Annotated in this window: 12 protein-coding genes; 3 read left to right on the top strand and 9 right to left on the bottom strand. The window is 70.2% G+C overall.

Features of this window, described 5'->3' with window-relative positions; translation table 11 throughout:
* Nucleotides 1–133 precede the first annotated feature (133 nt).
* The 5 genes from ACIA5H_RS10525 to ACIA5H_RS10505 form a co-directional block, all read right to left on the bottom strand.
* Complete coding sequence (locus ACIA5H_RS10525) at nucleotides 134–553, bottom strand: heat shock protein transcriptional repressor HspR (RefSeq protein ID WP_355071498.1); 420 nt, start codon at nucleotides 551–553, stop codon at nucleotides 134–136.
* On the bottom strand, nucleotides 553–1,713 hold the full coding sequence (gene dnaJ, locus ACIA5H_RS10520) for a molecular chaperone DnaJ (RefSeq protein ID WP_379249200.1): 1,161 nt from the start codon (nucleotides 1,711–1,713) through the stop codon (nucleotides 553–555). Before dnaJ ends, ACIA5H_RS10525 begins: the two co-directional genes overlap by 1 nt.
* A gap of 24 nt (nucleotides 1,714–1,737) precedes the next feature.
* Nucleotides 1,738–2,397, bottom strand: a complete 660-nt coding sequence (gene grpE, locus ACIA5H_RS10515) for a nucleotide exchange factor GrpE (protein ID WP_379249202.1) — start codon at nucleotides 2,395–2,397, stop codon at nucleotides 1,738–1,740.
* Complete coding sequence (gene dnaK / locus ACIA5H_RS10510) at nucleotides 2,394–4,241, bottom strand: molecular chaperone DnaK (RefSeq protein ID WP_355071493.1); 1,848 nt, start codon at nucleotides 4,239–4,241, stop codon at nucleotides 2,394–2,396. Before dnaK ends, grpE begins: the two co-directional genes overlap by 4 nt.
* Nucleotides 4,242–4,548: 307 nt before the next feature.
* The gene (locus ACIA5H_RS10505; RefSeq protein WP_379249204.1) at nucleotides 4,549–5,019 is read right to left on the bottom strand and encodes a MarR family winged helix-turn-helix transcriptional regulator; all 471 of its coding nucleotides are present in this window, start codon (nucleotides 5,017–5,019) and stop codon (nucleotides 4,549–4,551) included.
* Nucleotides 5,020–5,129: 110 nt separating this feature from the next.
* Here ACIA5H_RS10505 and ACIA5H_RS10500 point away from each other — a divergent pair, with 110 nt between their 5' ends.
* The 3 genes from ACIA5H_RS10500 (at nucleotide 5,130) to ACIA5H_RS10490 (ending at nucleotide 8,438) form a co-directional block, all read left to right on the top strand.
* Nucleotides 5,130–6,833, top strand: coding sequence for an MFS transporter (locus ACIA5H_RS10500; RefSeq protein ID WP_397075375.1), 1,704 nt, complete (start codon nucleotides 5,130–5,132; stop codon nucleotides 6,831–6,833).
* Nucleotides 6,834–6,838: 5 nt separating this feature from the next.
* Nucleotides 6,839–7,135 (top strand): hypothetical protein, encoded by a 297-nt coding sequence (locus ACIA5H_RS10495; RefSeq protein ID WP_355071487.1) that lies wholly within the window; start codon nucleotides 6,839–6,841, stop codon nucleotides 7,133–7,135.
* Nucleotides 7,136–7,274: 139 nt separating this feature from the next.
* Entirely contained in the window at nucleotides 7,275–8,438 is a 1,164-nt protein-coding gene (locus tag ACIA5H_RS10490) for a zinc-binding dehydrogenase (protein ID WP_379249208.1), read from the top strand.
* A gap of 10 nt (nucleotides 8,439–8,448) precedes the next feature.
* Here ACIA5H_RS10490 and ACIA5H_RS10485 read toward each other — a convergent pair whose 3' ends face one another.
* The 4 genes from ACIA5H_RS10485 to ACIA5H_RS10470 form a co-directional block, all read right to left on the bottom strand.
* Nucleotides 8,449–9,093 carry an endonuclease gene (locus ACIA5H_RS10485; protein WP_355071483.1) on the bottom strand — a complete coding sequence of 215 codons (645 nt, stop codon included), beginning with the start codon at nucleotides 9,091–9,093 and terminating at the stop codon, nucleotides 8,449–8,451.
* A 107-nt stretch (nucleotides 9,094–9,200) separates the two neighbouring features.
* A complete protein-coding gene (locus ACIA5H_RS10480) occupies nucleotides 9,201–10,754 on the bottom strand; it encodes a dynamin family protein (RefSeq protein ID WP_379249210.1) in 1,554 nt (517 codons plus the stop codon).
* On the bottom strand, nucleotides 10,751–12,613 hold the full coding sequence (locus ACIA5H_RS10475) for a dynamin family protein (protein WP_397075370.1): 1,863 nt from the start codon (nucleotides 12,611–12,613) through the stop codon (nucleotides 10,751–10,753). Before ACIA5H_RS10475 ends, ACIA5H_RS10480 begins: the two co-directional genes overlap by 4 nt.
* A gap of 37 nt (nucleotides 12,614–12,650) precedes the next feature.
* Nucleotides 12,651–16,505 (bottom strand): IniB N-terminal domain-containing protein, encoded by a 3,855-nt coding sequence (locus tag ACIA5H_RS10470; RefSeq protein WP_397075368.1) that lies wholly within the window; start codon nucleotides 16,503–16,505, stop codon nucleotides 12,651–12,653.
* Nucleotides 16,506–16,589 lie beyond the last annotated feature (84 nt).

Below are 16,589 nucleotides of genomic sequence, written 5' to 3'. Positions count from 1 at the left end.
GATGGTGCCGCACCACTTCCGCCGAACATGTTCTGGTTTATCTTCAGCAAATCTCTGTGACAATGCCCGCACGACGACGGCCCCGGCGCCGGTTCGCGATGTGCGACCGAGGCCGGGGCCGTCGTCGTGCCGGTTATCGTCTGCGCTGACCGTCCTCACGACGGTGCCGCGGCTGCCAGACAACCAGCGCGGTACTGCGCTGCTGCGGAGCGAGATCCGGACGGTACGCCGCCCGCGTCCGCTCCAACTCGGCCGACAGTTCCGCGACCTGCTGGCGCAGTTCCTCCACCTGATTGGTCAGTTCGATGATGCGCTTGATGCCCGCCAGGTTGACGCCCTCGTCCTGGGACAACCGCTGCACCTCGCGCAGCAGCTCCACGTCCCGGGCCGAGTAGCGCCGACCACCGCCCGAAGTACGTTGCGGCGTGACCAGTCCCAGACGGTCATACGTGCGCAGCGTCTGCGCATGCATGCCGGCCAGCTGGGCCGCGACCGAGATCATGAAGAACTCGGCCCGCGACCCGCCGGACGCGTTCTTCGGTTCGGAGGACATCACGCACCTGCCCATCCCGCACGTGGGTCGAAGCCGCCGGCCCGTTCCGCCTCCTGGTAGCGCTTCAGCGCCTCGACGGCGTCGTTGTCCAGCTTCTGCGGAATCGCGACCTTCACCGTCACCAGTAGGTCGCCCGCGCCGCCGCCGCGCTTGGGCACGCCACGGCCGCGCACCCGCAAGGTGCGGCCGTCGGCGGTACCCGGAGGCACCTTGACGCCGACCCGGCCGTCCAGAGTGGGCACCGAAACCGTTGTACCGAGGACCAATTCACTGTAACTGACCGGCAGAACCAGGGTCAGGTCGTCGCCGTTGCGGCCGAAGACCTTGTCCTGGCTGACGTGGACGGTGACATACAGGTCGCCCGAGGGCGCCCCGCGCAGCCCCGCCTCGCCCTGACCGGCCAGCCGGATCCGTTGACCGTCACCGACTCCGGGAGGAATCCGCACCGTGATGGTGCGCGTGCGGTTCTGGATGCCGCTGCCCTGGCAGTCGAGGCACGGGTCGTCGATGATCGACCCGCTGCCCCGGCACTCGTCGCACGGCTCGCTGAAGCCGAACGCGCCCTGGTTGCGGCTGACGATGCCGGTCCCGTTGCAGATCGGGCAGACTCGCGGACTCGTGCCCGGTTTGGCGCCGCTGCCGTGACACGTCGTGCACGGCGAGGGGCTGGTCATCCGCAGCGGAACCGTGACGCCCTGGGCCGCTTCCCGGAAACCGAGCGTCGTCTCGGTCTCCACGTCGGCCCCGCGCCTGGGGCGGCTCGCCGACCGCGTGCCGCCCCGGTTGAACAGACCGCCGAGCAGGTCGCCGAGGCCACCGTCGGCGGCGCCGGCGGCGCCGCCGAAGATGTCCCCGAGGTTGAACTCCTGCGAGAAGCCGCCGCCGGTACCGCCGCCGAAGCCACCGCGACCGTAGCCGCCACCCGCGAAGAGCTTGCGGGTGTCGTCGTACTCCTTGCGCTTGGCCGGGTCCGACAGCACGGCGTGCGCCTCGCTGACGGCCTTGAACCGCTCCTCGGCTTTGGTGTCACCGGGGTTGGCGTCCGGATGCAAGTCCCTGGCGAGCTTGCGATAGGCCTTCTTGATCTCGTCCTGCGAGGCGCCGGAGGAAATACCCAGCTCCTTGTAGAAGTCCTTTTCGATCCACTCCCGTTGGCTCACCGAGCATCTCCTCCTCTCGCGTCCTTATTGATCGTTCGCGCCGGCATCAACATCCGATGCCTCTTCAGTAGGTTGAACAGCGTTTTCCGTCAGATCGGCTACGCCGTCGGTTACCCCGACGAGCGCGTGCCGAAGCACCCTATCGCCGAAGCGATAGCCTTTGCGCATCACAATGCCGATCACCGGGTCGTGGCCGGAGCCCTCGTGCTGCACAGCCTCGTGCAGGGTCGGGTCGAAAGGCTCGCCCTCCGAACCGAACTCCTCGAGACCCTGCTTGAGCAGCGCGGCCGACAGCTTGTCGGCCACCGACCGCAGCGGACCCGATTCCAGGTCGCCGTGCGCCCGCGCGCGGTCGAGATCGTCGAGCACGCCGAGCAACTCGGTGACCACCGACGCCTTGGCGTTGTCGATGACGGCCTTTCGGTCGCGCTCGACCCGGCGCCGGTAGTTGGCGTATTCGGCGGTCAGCCGCTGCAGGTCGGCGGTGCGCTCGGCGAGCTCGCCGCTGATGGTGTCGGCGAGGGCGTCGTCGTTGTCGATGTCCACGCCCTCGCCCACCTGCGGGGCCTGCGCGGCCGCGGCGCCGTTGTCCGCGGCCTGCTGCCTGACGTCACCGGTCTCCGGATCGATCTTCCGGTTGTCGACGAAGGTGATCGGCTCCTTCTCGGAATTGTCCTCGGTCACTTCTTCTCCGTGTCGACCGGCTCGTCCACGACCTCGGCGTCCACGACCTGGTCATCCGACGCGGCGCTGGTCGCGCCGTCGCCCTGTGCGGCGGCGTCCGCGGCGGAGGCCTCGTAGATGGCCTGGCCGAGCGCCTGCGACTCGGTCGCCAGCTTCTCGACGGCCGCCTTGACCGCGGCGATGTCGGTGCCCTTCAGAGCCTCGTTCGCCTCGGCGATGGCCGCCTCGACCTTGGTCTTGACGTCCGCGGGGACCTTGTCCTCGTTCTCCTTGATGAACTTCTCGGTCTGGTGGACCAGCGACTCGGCCTGGTTGCGGGTCTCCGCCTCCTCGCGACGCGCCTTGTCCTCGGCCGCGTGCGCCTCGGCGTCCTTGACCATCCGATCGATCTCCTCCTTGGACAGGCCGGAGCCGTCCTGGATCTTGATCGTGTTCTCCTTGCCGGTGCCCTTGTCCTTCGCGGTGACGTGCACGATGCCGTTGGCGTCGATGTCGAAGGTGACCTCGATCTGCGGCACGCCGCGCGGGGCGGGCGGGATGCCGGTCAGCTCGAAGGAGCCGAGCAGCTTGTTGTGCGAGGCGATCTCGCGCTCACCCTGGAACACCTGGATCTGCACCGACGGCTGGTTGTCGTCGGCCGTGGTGAAGGTCTCCGAGCGCTTGGTCGGGATGGTGGTGTTGCGCTCGATGAGCTTGGTCATCACGCCGCCCTTGGTCTCGATGCCCAGCGACAGCGGGGTCACGTCGAGCAGCAGGACGTCCTTGACCTCACCCTTGAGCACGCCGGCCTGCAGGGCGGCGCCGACGGCGACGACCTCGTCCGGATTCACGCCCTTGTTGGGCTCCTTGCCACCGGTCAGCTCGCGCACCAGGTCGGTGACGGCGGGCATACGGGTGGAACCGCCGACGAGCACCACGTGGTCGATGTCGGACACCTTGATGCCCGCGTCCTTGATCACGGACTGGAACGGCGCGCGGGTGCGGTCGAGCAGGTCCGAGGTGATCTTCTGGAACTCGGCGCGAGTCAGCTGCTCGTCGAGGAACAGCGGGTTCTTCTCCGCGTCGACGGTGATGTAGGGCAGGTTGATCGAGGTGCTCTGCGAGGAGCTCAGCTCGATCTTGGCCTTCTCGGCGGCCTCACGCAGCCGCTGCATGGCCATCTTGTCCTTGGTCAGGTCGATGCCCGAGCTGGCCTTGAACTTGTCGACCAGCCACTGCACGACCCGCTCGTCCCAGTCGTCACCACCGAGGTGGTTGTCGCCGGAAGTGGCGCGGACCTCGACGACGCCCTCGCCGATTTCCAGCAGCGAGACGTCGAAGGTGCCGCCACCGAGGTCGAAGACCAGGATGGTCTGTTCCTTGTCGCCCTTGTCCAGGCCGTAGGCGAGCGCCGCGGCGGTGGGCTCGTTGACGATGCGCAGGACGTTCAGGCCCGCGATCTGGCCTGCTTCCTTCGTGGCCTGCCGCTGGGCGTCCTCGAAGTAGGCGGGCACGGTGATGACCGCGTCGGTGATCTCCTCACCGAGGTAGGACTCCGCGTCGCGCTTGAGCTTCATCAGCACGCGCGCGCTGATCTCCTGCGGCGTGTACTTCTTGTCGTCGATGTCCACCGACCAGTCGGTGCCGATGTGCCGCTTGACGGAGCGAATGGTGCGGTCGACATTGGTGACGGCCTGGTTCTTCGCCGGCTGGCCGACCAGTACCTCGCCGTTCTTCGCGAACGCGACGATCGACGGGGTGGTGCGCGATCCCTCCGAGTTGGCGACGACGACCGGTTCACCGCCTTCGAGAACGGCGACGACCGAGTTCGTGGTCCCGAGGTCGATTCCGACCGCACGAGCCATAGTGGTTCCTCCTAATTGACGTACCGATATGTGTAGGTGCCGGGCGAAACCGCCCTCGACGTCCGCTGCGGGACGCCGCGAGACCTCGCCCCTAGCACCTCACGGAGCACGGCCCCAGCAACACTGAGCGTGGTCGGCTCAATCCTGCCTCGCAGGAGTCTCGGAGTCAACCGAAACTTGAGTCGTACACACTCAATCTTGTCGAAAGGCTCAACGGGCGACTCGCGCGTTTAATTCCCGGACGGCGACGCGCATGAGTGACCTGCCACACACTTCCGGCGCGGCGAGGAAGCCCTGAAGGCAGGAATCAGCGGGAGAGTCCGGGATGAATGCCCGGTTCCAGCCCGTTCGTCGCCGCGAGCCGCTGCAACAGCCGCAACAAGGTGGCGCGGTCGGCCGCGTCGAATTCGCGCAGCAGATCGGACTCGAGTCCGTCGACGACACGTTGCGCCCGGGCCAGCAGATCATGCGCGGCGGGCAGCAGGTAGACGGCGTGCGCCCGGCGGTCGGCCGGATGCTTGCGGCGCTCGACCAGGCCACGCTTCTCCAGCTCGTCGACCAACCCGACCATCACGTTGCGATGGATGCCCAGCGTCTCGCACAGCTGCTGCTGCGACTGGCCGTCGTGCTCGCGCAGCACGCGCAACGTGCCGAAATGCCTGGGACCGATGCCGAGCGGGGCCAACCCGTCGCTGAAGCGGTACGCGGTGTGGAACCCGAGCTGCCCGAGGAGGAAGGCGACGTGGTCGGACAGCGGCGTCGGATCGGCATCGGTCACGCCCCGATCGTAGCATTAATGCACCTTTTATGATTGCCATATTGATTGATAATCACTCGAGGTGCATAGTTTGGGAGTCGGTACTTCCCTCCCATCCGAAAGAGGCCCTCATGGAACCCGACCCCACTACTCGTCCCCCTACCGATTCCCGCCGCTGGATCGCGTTCGCGGTCGTGCTCGCCGCGGGATTCATGGACTTGCTCGACGTCACGATCGTCAATGTCGCCGTGCCGAGCATCCAGGCCGATCTGCACGCCGCGTACTCGCAGATCGAATGGATCGTCGCGGCCTACGTACTCGCCTTCGCCGCCGTGCTGATCACCGGCGGCAGGCTCGGCGACATCTTCGGCCGCAAACGGATCTTCCTGATCGGCATGGCCGGCTTCACGCTCGCCTCGGCGGCCTGCGGCCTGAGCACCGATCCGGCCATGTTGATCGCCGCACGCTTCGTGCAGGGCGCGATGGCCGGGCTCATGGTGCCGCAGATCCTGGCGATCATCCGCGTCACCTTCGCCGACCACGAGCGCGGGCGGGCCATCGCGCTCTACAGCGGCGTCGGCGGGTCCGCCTCCGCGGTCGGTCTCTCGCTCGGCGGCCTGCTGGTGCAGTGGGACCTGTTCGACCTGGTGTGGCGGCCGATCTTCCTGGTCAACGTCCCGGTGGGCATTCTCGCGCTCGGCGCGGCCGCGGCGGTGATGAAGGAGTCCCGCTCGCCCGCCGCGCCGCGCCTGGACGTGGTCGGCATGATCCTGGCCATCGGCGCGGTGCTCCTGCTCGTCTACCCGCTGGCCGAGGGGCGCAGACTCGACTGGCCCGCTTGGACATTCGTCATGATGGCCGCCTCCGCCGCGACCTTCGCGGTATTCGTCGCGTATGAGCGGTACCGGGCGCGGACGGTCGGCTCACCCCTGATCGACTTGACGCTGTTCCGATCCCGGCCGTTCGCGATCGGGCTGGGCAGCTGGCTGCTGTTCTGGATCGGACTCGGCGGGTTCTTCCTGGTGTGGACGCTGTTCATGCAGGCGGGACTGGGCTGGACGCCGATGCGAGCCGGGCTGACCGCCGTGTTCTTCGCGGTCGGCGCGGGGATCGGCGCCGGAGTCTCGGTGAGCGTGCTCGCGCCGCGGTTCGGCAGGCGGGTCCTGATCGTCGGCGGCCTGGTCAACGCCGCGGGCTTCGGCCTCTACGGCTGGCTGGCCACGCACTACGGCGCGGAGATCGCCTCGTGGCAGATGGTCTTCCCGCTGATCGTCACCGGTGCCGGATTCGGCATGGTGGTCGCGCCGACCATCGACTTACTGCTCGGCCAGGTGCCCGCGCGGGAAGCGGGCTCGGCGTCCGGTCTGCTCAATACCGGGCAGCAACTCGGCACGGCTCTGGGCGTCGCGCTCGTGGGCGTGGTGTTCTTCACCCAGCTCGACCACGATTCGGCACGCGGGGTCGACACGGTCGCGCCGGAGGTTCGCGCCGAACTCGCCGCGGTAGGCGTGCCCGAGCAGGCGCGGGACGAGATCCTCTCGAACTTCCGCGCCTGCGTGCTGGATCGATCCGCGCAGGTCGATCCGACCGTGGTGCCGGACAGCTGCCGGACCAGCGCGGAGCGGGGCTCCAGCGGCGTCGGTCAGGTGCTCACGACGGCGGGCATGCGGGCGAACGCGGTGAACTTCGCGAACACTTTCGAGCGCACCCTCTGGTACGGCATCGGCGTCCTGGCGCTGGTCTGCCTGGGCTTCCTCGCCTTGCCGCGCAGTGCCAAGCTCGAACACCACGAGATCGATATCGATGCGACGGACCCGCAACCGGTAGGGGTGTGAGCGAGATGGACCTTCTGATCATCGGCCGCAGCAGGAACACCGTGGACGCCGCCGTCGAGCGGGTTCGGGCCGCCGGGTTCTCCGCGCGCGGTGTCACCACCGACGACGAGGCGCTCGCGGCACTCGACACCGGAGAGTTCGCCCATCTGCTGATCGGCGGCGGGGTGGAGAAGAGGTCGCGGCCCGCGCTGAAGGAGGTTGCTGGACGGCACGGTGTCGCCGTGCACGAAGCTCGTCGCCATGGCCGCGACGTCGCCGACTACCTCGAGCAGGAGGTGTACCCGCGGCTGCGCGGCGCTTGACGAAAGCCGCAACCGAAAGCGCCTCGGCCCGTCGAGCCTACGGCCGAGGCAGCCACAGGGTGCGCCCTGCCGCAGTAGTGTGGCGGCGGGGCGCCCCGGCCGAGGCGCCCACCGTGCGCCGTCGATCCGAGGAGTCGTCATGAGGGCCGCCGTCGTCACCGCCGCCGAATTCGAGGTCACGGAACTGCCCACGCCCCGGCCCGGTGCGGGTCAACTGCTGATCGACGTGTCACGCTGCGGTATCTGCGGCTCGGACCTGCATGCCCGCACCCACGCCGACGAACTGGCCGACCTGGCCGTGGCCACGGGCTACGAGCACTTCATGCGTTCGGATCAGAGCGTGGTGCTCGGCCACGAATTCAGCGGCACGGTGGTCGATTACGGGCCGGACTGCCGGAAGAGGTGGAAGACGGGAACGCCTGTGGTATCCCTGCCGATCGTCCGGCACGGCAGGCAACCCCACTTGGTGGGACTGTCGACGGCGGCGCCCGGCGGCTACGCCGAACAGGTGGTGGTCCAGGAATCGATGACCATGCCCGTGCCCAACGGCTTGTCCGCCGAACACGCCGCCTTGACCGAGCCCATGGCGGTGGCCTGGCACGCCGTGCGCCGGGGCCGGGTGGGCAAGGGACAGACCGCGTTCGTCATCGGCTGCGGGCCGATCGGGCTCGCGGTGATCAGCATGCTGAAAGCCGCGGGCGTGCGCACCGTGGTGGCCAGCGACTTCTCGCCGCGCCGACGGGAACTGGCGACGGCGTGCGGCGCCGACGTCGTGGTCGACCCGGCGACCGAATCGCCCTGGACGGCCGCCCCGAAGAAGGGACGGATCAACGGCGTCACCGACATCCTCGGACTCGGATTCGACGCCATGGATCGCCTGCGGCGGGTACCGAACCTGCCGTGGTGGTATGTCTTCCGGCTGGCTCACACGTTGAACGCGGGACCCGCCGGTCCGGTCATCTTCGAATGTGTCGGCGTACCGGGAATCATCGACCAGATCCTCACGGCCGCGCCGCCCCTCTCGCGTGTGGTGGTGGTCGGGGTCTGCATGGAGACCGACCGCTTCCATCCCGCCATGGCGATCAACAAGGAGATCGAACTGCGGTTCGTCCTCGGCTACGACCCCGGCGAGTTCCGCGACACCTTGCACATGCTCGCCGAGGGAAAGGTCGACCCGAGCCCCTTGATCACCGGGACCGTCGGTCTGGACGGCGTCGCGGACGCCTTCACCGTCCTCGGCAACCCGGAGCGGCACGCGAAGATCCTGATCGACCCGCGCGGTGCGGGCACCGCGCTGATCTGAGCGCGCTCGGTCAGGGCGCGGCGGCGAGAACCTCGTCGGCGATCTTCTCGTCCAGTGTCACCCGCACCAGGGCCGCGGCGAGATCCGCGGTGTGGTGGTTCGGCGCAAGGCGCGCCAGCCGGTCGGGATCTTCCGGCAACTGGACGCGCTTGGCGCCGCGCAGGGCTCGCTCGTCGAAATGGGGCTGGACCCAGGGCCAGGTGTCCTGGACCTCGCGCAGGAAGATGTCCGCGCCGGTGGGGCCGATGCCGTCGAACTCCTGGAGCAGTTCGGCCGCGCGCCGCGGGTCGTTGTCCGCCTTCTTCGCCAGCTCGCGCAGATCACCGTGGTAGCGGTCGAGCACCCGCGTGGCGTTGTGGCCCAGCCTCGTCGCGGTGCTCTCGTCGTAGCGGCGATAGTTTCCCCGCCCCAGCGCGTCGACCAGCTCCTGCCAGTCGGCGTCCGCCACCCGGTGCGGCGTCCGATAGCCGCTGCCGATCAGCTCCCGGGTGGCCCCGATCGCGATCTCGGCGGAGATGCGGGCACTGAGCAGCTGGGAAAGCATGAGCAGCTGGAACAGTGCGGCCGGTTTGTCGTCGAGCGTGATACCCGCTTCCTCGGCATATCCCGTGCCCGCCCGGACGAGCAATTCGTGTACGACGTCCTCTTGGCTCATCGTTACCTCCTCTCGCTACCAGGGCGCATACCCGGGCCCACGTCGACTACACCGCCCTATATGGCGTGGATACGGCGTCCCCGCAGGTCACCGCGCCGCCGGGGCGATCATTCCGGCAGCACGCTCAGGGTGCCCTCCGCGCTGCGAGCGGCGGTCAGGCAGGCCGTGGCGGTGAACTGGTCGGCGAGCGGGTGACGTGCCCGCGCGCGCCATTTCCGGACCGCGGCCATCGCTTGGGCCCGCTGCGCGGGGAGCGGTGCGTCGAACGGGAGGCCGAGGCGCAGATGGGGTGCGATCCCGGAGCCGCCGATGAGGCGGTGCAGTTCGGCGAGATCGTCCGCGGGTAGCGCCAGCTCGTCGGTGCGCAGGCGGCCGAGCAGGCGCAGCTCGGCGAAACCGTGCACATCCGCGAGCAGGGTGCGCACCCTGGGCAGCAGGCGATCGGCCGGGGTGCCTCGATAGGCGGTCAGCACCCGGGCCAGCGCGGTCAGCGCGGAATGCGCTTTGAGCTGATCGGCGCGCTGACCGAACTGCACGTCGAGCACCGAGCGCAGTTCGTCCACGCCGCTGCGGCTGGTCAATTCGGCGGCCAGCGTGGCCGAATCGCGCACGCCGAGCCGGATCAGCGTGACCGCCATCCGGATGCCGAACAACCCGAACCGCTCGGCCAGCTGCGCGCGCAGTTCCGCTGGCACCGGGAGCGGCACGTCGGCGCGCGCGAAACGGTCCGCCGAGAGCAACGCGGCGCTCAGTTCGTCGACCGGGACCCGCGCCAGCGCCTCGAAAGCCGCGAACTCCTGCTGACGCAGCGTCGCCGCGGCGAACGCGAGCAGGCCGGCGACCGGGATCACCGCCTGGCACAGACCCGTCCGTTCCAATTCCCCGGCGAAACGCGTGGCGACGTCGCGCGCCGAGTGCAGCGCATCGATCCGGCCCGCCCCGATCTCGTCGGCCCGCGAGACCACGCCGACGATGCCGAGCGGGCCGGGCGCCCCAGGTCCACCGTTGGCCACGGCGGTTCCGGCGCCCACGCGTTCGAGAAACTGCACGTCCGTCGCGTCCAGCCGGCGCAGCAGGTAGACCACCGCGTCGGCGCCCGGGATGGCGACGCTCTGCTCGGACCGCTCGTCGTCCGCGCCGGGCGTCAGCAGACGCGCGGTGCGCCGCGACACCTCGCGCGACAGCGACGACGTGCCGGGGGTGTCGATGATGGTGGTGTGCGCGAGCGTCGCGGCGGGCCACTCGACTTCGAGATGATCGACCTCGCGCGGAGCCGGGGCGTTCCAGTTGAGCCGGTCGAGGTCGAAGGTCAGCCCGTGCGTCCCGCTGCCACGGCGAACCACGACATGCGCGCGGGCCCCGTCGGGGGCGTACGCCGTCACGCTCGGTGTGGAGCCGTACCGATACCAGGTCACGACCCTGGTGCACTCGGTCGCGTCGGTCGGGGCGATGTCCTGTCCGACAAGCGAATTCAGCAGTGTGGACTTGCCCGCCTTGATCGAACCGGCGAGCGCCACCCGCAGCGGCTGATCCAATCGGCGGGCGCAGTCGGCCAGCAGGGCACGAGGCCGCGGCTCGCCCGCGAGCGCCGCTTGCGCCGCCCCGACCAGCCGATGCGCCTCGGCGACGATTCCCGGCACCGGGCCACCATCACGTCTCACGGGGTTACCGTACCGGCGGGTCCCATCGGTAGTGCGTTCTGCATGGCATCGGCGTATCGGCGCAGTTCGGCGACCACGCGCAGCTGCTGTTCCAGTTGCGCACCGCGTTCGGCGCGGCGGGTGGCGACCATGGACGCCGCCTCCTGCGCGGCCCGCAGCGACTCGTCGATCGAACGCAGGCTGCGTTCGGCGACGCCCGCGTAGTGGTCGCGCAACGCGCGGTGGATCCGGTGCAGTCGATCCTTCGACTCCTTGCCCGCCTGGAACGCCACATCGTCGACGAACCGGCGCACCGCCGCCTTCGCCTCGTTGCGCCGCTTGGCCAGCCTGGCCTGCTTGTCGTCCCGGAAAGCCTTGCCGCCCACGATCAAACCGGCGCCGATCGAGATCGGGTTGAGCATGGCGAGCCCGGCGAAGGTGGTGGCCAGCCCGACCATGAGCACGCCGCCGTAGGAGCCGCGCATGCCGACGAGCAGTTTGCTGCCGAGACCGATGTCGGGTTCCAGATCGGCGAGCGTGCCGGTGATGGCACGGCCGGTGTCGGCGCCTGCGCCGGGGCGCACGTCCGGCAGGTCGACGGCGCCGAGTTCGGAGAAGTGTTCGGCGACGTGCTCGGCGAGTTGAATCGCTCGCGCGTGGGTCCACAGCAGATTGTCGCCGAGCGCGGTATCGACGGTGCCGGTGAGGTGTTCGGCGATACGGTCCCAGTGCCTGCCCGGATCGTGCTCGTCGATCCATTCCTCAGTGGTGCGCGCGAGATTGCGCAGACGGTCGCGCAGGTCGTGGTCGACGTCTCCGGCCAGGTCGGTGATGCCGTCGGCGAGCGTCTGCTGCCAGGCGGCGGTCCTGCGGTGCAGTTCCTCCGCCGCGGAACGGGCGGATTGCAGCTCGCGCACCGCCGCCGCGCCCTGGGCGGGATCGCGGACCGCGACCAGCTCGCTGCCCAGAGCCAGCGCGAGATGCTCAGCCGCGGAGCGGATGTCGCGGGCCACGGCGGTGCGGGTGGCGAGCTGATCGCGCGCAACCACCTGGTCGCGCAGGAAGGTGTACAGCACGCCGAAGCCGGATTCGACGCCCAGCTGCGCGTCCTGCAACCGCATCGCGTGGCTGCGCAGCAGCGACGACACCGGGATCATCGGCACGTCGAGGCCGGCCCGCGCGAGATGGCCCAGATCGGCCTCGTGCACCTGGCGCCAGTGCGGGTACAGGTCGGTCTTGGTGAGCAGCAGCGCCACCGTCGGGCACAGTTCCCGCACCTGCCGCAGAAACGCCAGCTCGGGCTCGGTGAGTTCGGTCGACGCGTCCGACAGCACCAGGACCGCGTCCGCGGCGGGCACCAGTCCGAGCACGCCCGCCGCGTGGGCGTTGCCGTGCCCGCCGACGCCGGGAGTATCGATCAGCACGATGCCATCGGCCAACAACGCGTTGGGGATCTGGACCTCGAGCCGCACGATCCGACGTCCCTGCGCGAGCGGGGCGCGCTGATCGATCGCACCGATCTCGGCGATCGGCACCGCCACCCTGGTCTCCGCGCCGCTGGAGTCGCCGTGCGCCGCGAGGACCAGCTCCGCGCGCGGCTCCGGACCGTGCGCGAGCAGCATCGGCACCGCGGTTGTGGCGTCGTCGCCCACCGGGCAGATGTCCAGGTTCAGCAGCGCGTTGACGAAACGGCTCTTGCCCTGGTCCAGCTGCCCGGCGACGACGATGCGCCGCCGCGGGTCGCGGACCCGGTCGGCCGCCACTTCGAGGCGGCCGACCAGATCGTTGCGGCCCGCGGCACGGGCCGCCGCGATGGTTTCACCGAGTACCGACAGCAGCGGTACCGCCGGTGGAGTGGCGTTCGGCGCGGGTGTCCCCATCGCGGTATGGACCTCTTTCCGTATTACCGGGCAACTGTCAGTGCAGGAATGTATCGCCACCCAGCTCGGCGCCCGCCGAACCGCTCAACTCCGTGCCCGCATGGGTGTCGCCGAACAGGCCTGCGTCGGCATGGCCGCCCGCGGTGCTGTCCAAGCCCGAACCGAAGGCGCTCGACACATCCAGCGAGGACCAGGTGTGCGCGGTCGAGCCGACGCTGCCGCCGAGACCCGCACCCGTGTCAACGGCACCGTGCGCCGCGCCGCCGGCGGAGCCCGCCAGTCCGGCGCCCGCGTCCGCCGCGCCGCTCACGGTCGAGTGCGCCGCACCGCTGAGGCCGCCCGTCGCGTCGAGACCCGTGGAGAGTCCGGAGGCCGCGTGCGAACCGACGCCGATACCGCTGTCCAGACTCGAACCGAGATGCGCTCCCGCGCTGGACGCGCCTTCCAGACCACTCGACAGACCCGCACCCGCGCTGCCCGCAGCGCCGAGACCGGTCGACAAGCCGGTCTCCAAGCCCGAACCAGCCGCACCCTCGATTCCGGTGGAGAGACCGGAGGCCGCGTGCGAACCGACGCCGATACCGCTGTCCAGACTCGAACCGAGATGCGCTCCCGCGCTGGACGCGCCTTCCAGACCACTCGACAGACCCGCACCCGCGCTGCCCGCAGCGCCGAGACCGGTCGACAAGCCGGTCTCCAAGCCCGAACCAGCCGCACCCTCGATTCCGGTGGAAAGTCCGGAGCCGAGTCCCGCACCGGCTTCAGCGGCCGTGCCCAGTCCGGCCGACAAACCCGAAGCGAGTCCGGCACCCGCGTGAGCTCCCGCATCGAGCCCAGCCGAAAGCCCCGAAGCGAGTCCGGCACCCGCCTGAGCTCCCGCATCGAGCCCAGCCGAAAGCCCCGAACCCAGCCCCGCATCTGCCTGCGCACCGCCGTCGATGGCACCGGCCAGCCCGGCTCCAAGGCCGGTATCGGCGTGTGCCCCACCGCCCACGCCGGTGGACAGGGCCCCACCGAGGCCGGTGGACAAGCCCGTCTCCAGGCCGCTCGCCCCGTGGACTCCGGCGTCGAGCGCCCCGCCCAGACCGGTCCCGAGGCCCGCACCGGCCTGCCCGCCGGTGTGCAGGGAGCTGTCCAGTCCGCCGCCGAGCTCCGCTCCGGTGTTCACGGCCGCGCCGAGACCCGTCGCGAGTCCGGTCTCCAGGCCCGCCGTCGCCTGCGTTCCGAGGCTTCCGGCACCACCGAGGCTTCCGGCACCACCGATGGCGGAGGAGAAGTTGCTTCCGAGTCCGGCGGCCAGGTTGCCGGAACCCTCTGCGGCGGTGTCGATTCCGCCGGTGAGCCCGGTCGTCGCCTGCCCGGTGGCATCGAGCGCGCCTCCAAGCCCGGTCTCCAGACCCGACCCGATCTGCGCACCCGCGTCGGCCGCCCCGTGCAACCCGGTAGACACCCCGGCGCCGAGACCGGCACCCGCCTGCGCACCGCTGCCGAGAGCCGCGTCCAAACCGGTGGTCACCCCACCGGCCCCGTTCACCGCGCCCTCCAGACCCGCACCCGCGGCGCCCCCGAGATTCGCACCCAGACCGTTCGACGCATCGACAGCACCGTTCAGACCCGCACCAAGACCCGTCGCGGCGCCAGCGGAACCATCCACAACGCCTCCAAGATTCGCGCCCAAGCCGGTCGTCGCATCAACAGCACCCCCGAGACCCTCACCAAGCCCCGTAGCGGCACCCGCAGCACCCTCCAGACCCGCACCAACACCAGCGGTCAAATCCGTAGCAGCGCCAGCGGAACCCTCCACAGCACCTCCCAGGCTCGCACCCAAGCCGGTCGTCGCATCGACAGCACCACCGAGACCCGCACCGACGCCCGCGGTCAAGTCCGTGGCAGCGCCAGCGGAACCATCCACAGCGCCTCCGAGGTTCGCGCCGAAGCCGGTTGTCGCGTCGAGAGCGCCCCCGAGACCCGCATTGAGATCCGTGGCGGCACCCGCAGCGCCCTCCAGACCTGCACCGAGCCCCGTCGTGGCATCGACCGCGCCCCCAATGCCCGCACCGAGACCAGTCGTCGTATCAACGGCCCCCTCGAGGTCTGTACCCACGCCGGTACCGAGATCCGCCACCCCGCCGATCGCGCTCTCGAGGCCTGCGGTCAGATCGGTCGCCGCACTCGCGGCTCCGCCGATGCCCGCCCCCAGACCCGTGCTGACATCAGCCACACCACCCAAGCCCGCGCCGAGACCGGTCGTCGCATCGACAGCACCGTTCAGCCCAGCGCCCAGACCTGCACCCGCCTCTGCGCCGGCACCCAACGCCGCATCCACACCCGTAGCCAAGCCACCCGACGCATCGACAGCTCCCCCCACACCCGCACCGAGACCGGTCGTCGCATCAACGGCACCCTCCAGGCCCGCGCCGAAACCGGTACCGAGCCCCGTGGTCAGATCAGTTGCTGCACCCGCAGCTCCCTCGAGACCTGCGGCGACATCAGCCGCACCACCAACCGCGCCGCCCAAGCCCGCGCCGAGACCGGTCGTCGCATCGACAGCTGCCCCGACACCCGCGCCGAGCCCCGCGGTTACGTCGGTCGCCGCGTCCAGACCACCCTCCAGGCCCGCGCCCACACCGGTGGTGAGGTCCACCGCACCACCGACCGCGTTGTCCAGACCCGCGCCGAGGCCGGTCGTCGCATCGACAGCGCCCCCGAGACCGGCACCCAGGGCCGAGGTCACATCGGTCGCCGCGCCCAGACCACCTTCCAGGCCCGCGTTCAATCCCGCGGAGATGTCCGTGGCACCCTGCACAGCGCCTTCCAGACCGGCACCGACACCCGTCGTGATGTCCGCCGCGCCACCGATGGCGGTTTCCAGGCCCGCGCCGAGCCCGGTCGTCGCGTCGACAGCACCGCCGATACCCGTACCGAGACCGGCAGCGAGATCAGCACCCGCCTGCACACTGCCGCCGATACCCGCGGTCAGGTCGGTTGCCGCGTCCACCGCGCCTCCCAGGCCCGCGCCGAGCCCGGTCGTCAAACCGGTCGTCGCGTCGATCACACCGCCGAGGCCGGTACCCGCCTGCGCACCCGCGCCCAAAGCGGCGTCCAGGCCCGTGGTCATACCAGCTGCGGCGTCCACCGCGCCTTGCAGCCCCGCACCGAGTCCGGCACCCAGTCCCGCTGCCCCGTTCACCGCGCCTTCCAGCCCGGCGCCCAAGCCCACCGCCGCGTCTGCCGCGCCTTCCAGGCCCGCGCCGAGGCCGGCGCCCGCGTCTATGCCGGTGGAGAGGCCGGTCTCCAGGCCGGCGGCGATGTCGCCCAGCCCTTGGGCGTCGGCGTTCAGGTCGAGGCCCGCGCCGATACCGCTGATCACCTGAGCGCCCGCGCCGAGCAGGCCGCCCACGGCGGCGGACAGGTCGGCGCCCGCGTTCACCACGGTCTCGAGGCCCGCCGCCAGCCCCGCGCCCAGACCTGCACCGAGCTCCAGGCCGGTTTCGATCGCGGTGTTCAGTCCGGCACCCACGTCCACGCCCGTACCGACACCGAGGTCGACGTCGAGCCCGCCACCCGCACCGGCACCCAGATCCACGCCGAGATCGGTGCCGAGGTCGACTCCGGCATCCGCCACCGCCGCCGCGCCCACGGTGCTCGCCGCACCGATCGCGGCGGCCGTGCCGGTCTGCGCGCCCGCGGCCACGATGGACTGCAACTGGGAACCGCCGGTGACCAGAGCCGACTCGGCGACCATCGGGGCGCAGAGGGCGATGTCCTCCGGCGTCACCGCGCTCAGGCCTGCGGCGGCCAGCGCCTGGGTGGGGTTGGCGCAGTAGGCGACCGCGGCCTCTTGGTTCCGCAGCAGACCGAGGATGAACTCCAGAATCGCGTTGGGTGTCATGAGAATCTTCTCCTGAGTCCCGGCGGACCTCGCTGATCCGCAGTCGTTGGAATGCAAATCACGCTAGGAGCGCATCGCGTTACG

This window comes from Nocardia sp. NPDC051900, from assembly GCF_044452545.1.
Taxonomy (GTDB): Bacteria; Actinomycetota; Actinomycetes; order Mycobacteriales; family Mycobacteriaceae; genus Nocardia; species Nocardia sichangensis.
The sequence above is the reverse complement of the archived record's forward strand: the minus strand, read 5'-3'. Positions and strand labels throughout refer to the sequence as shown.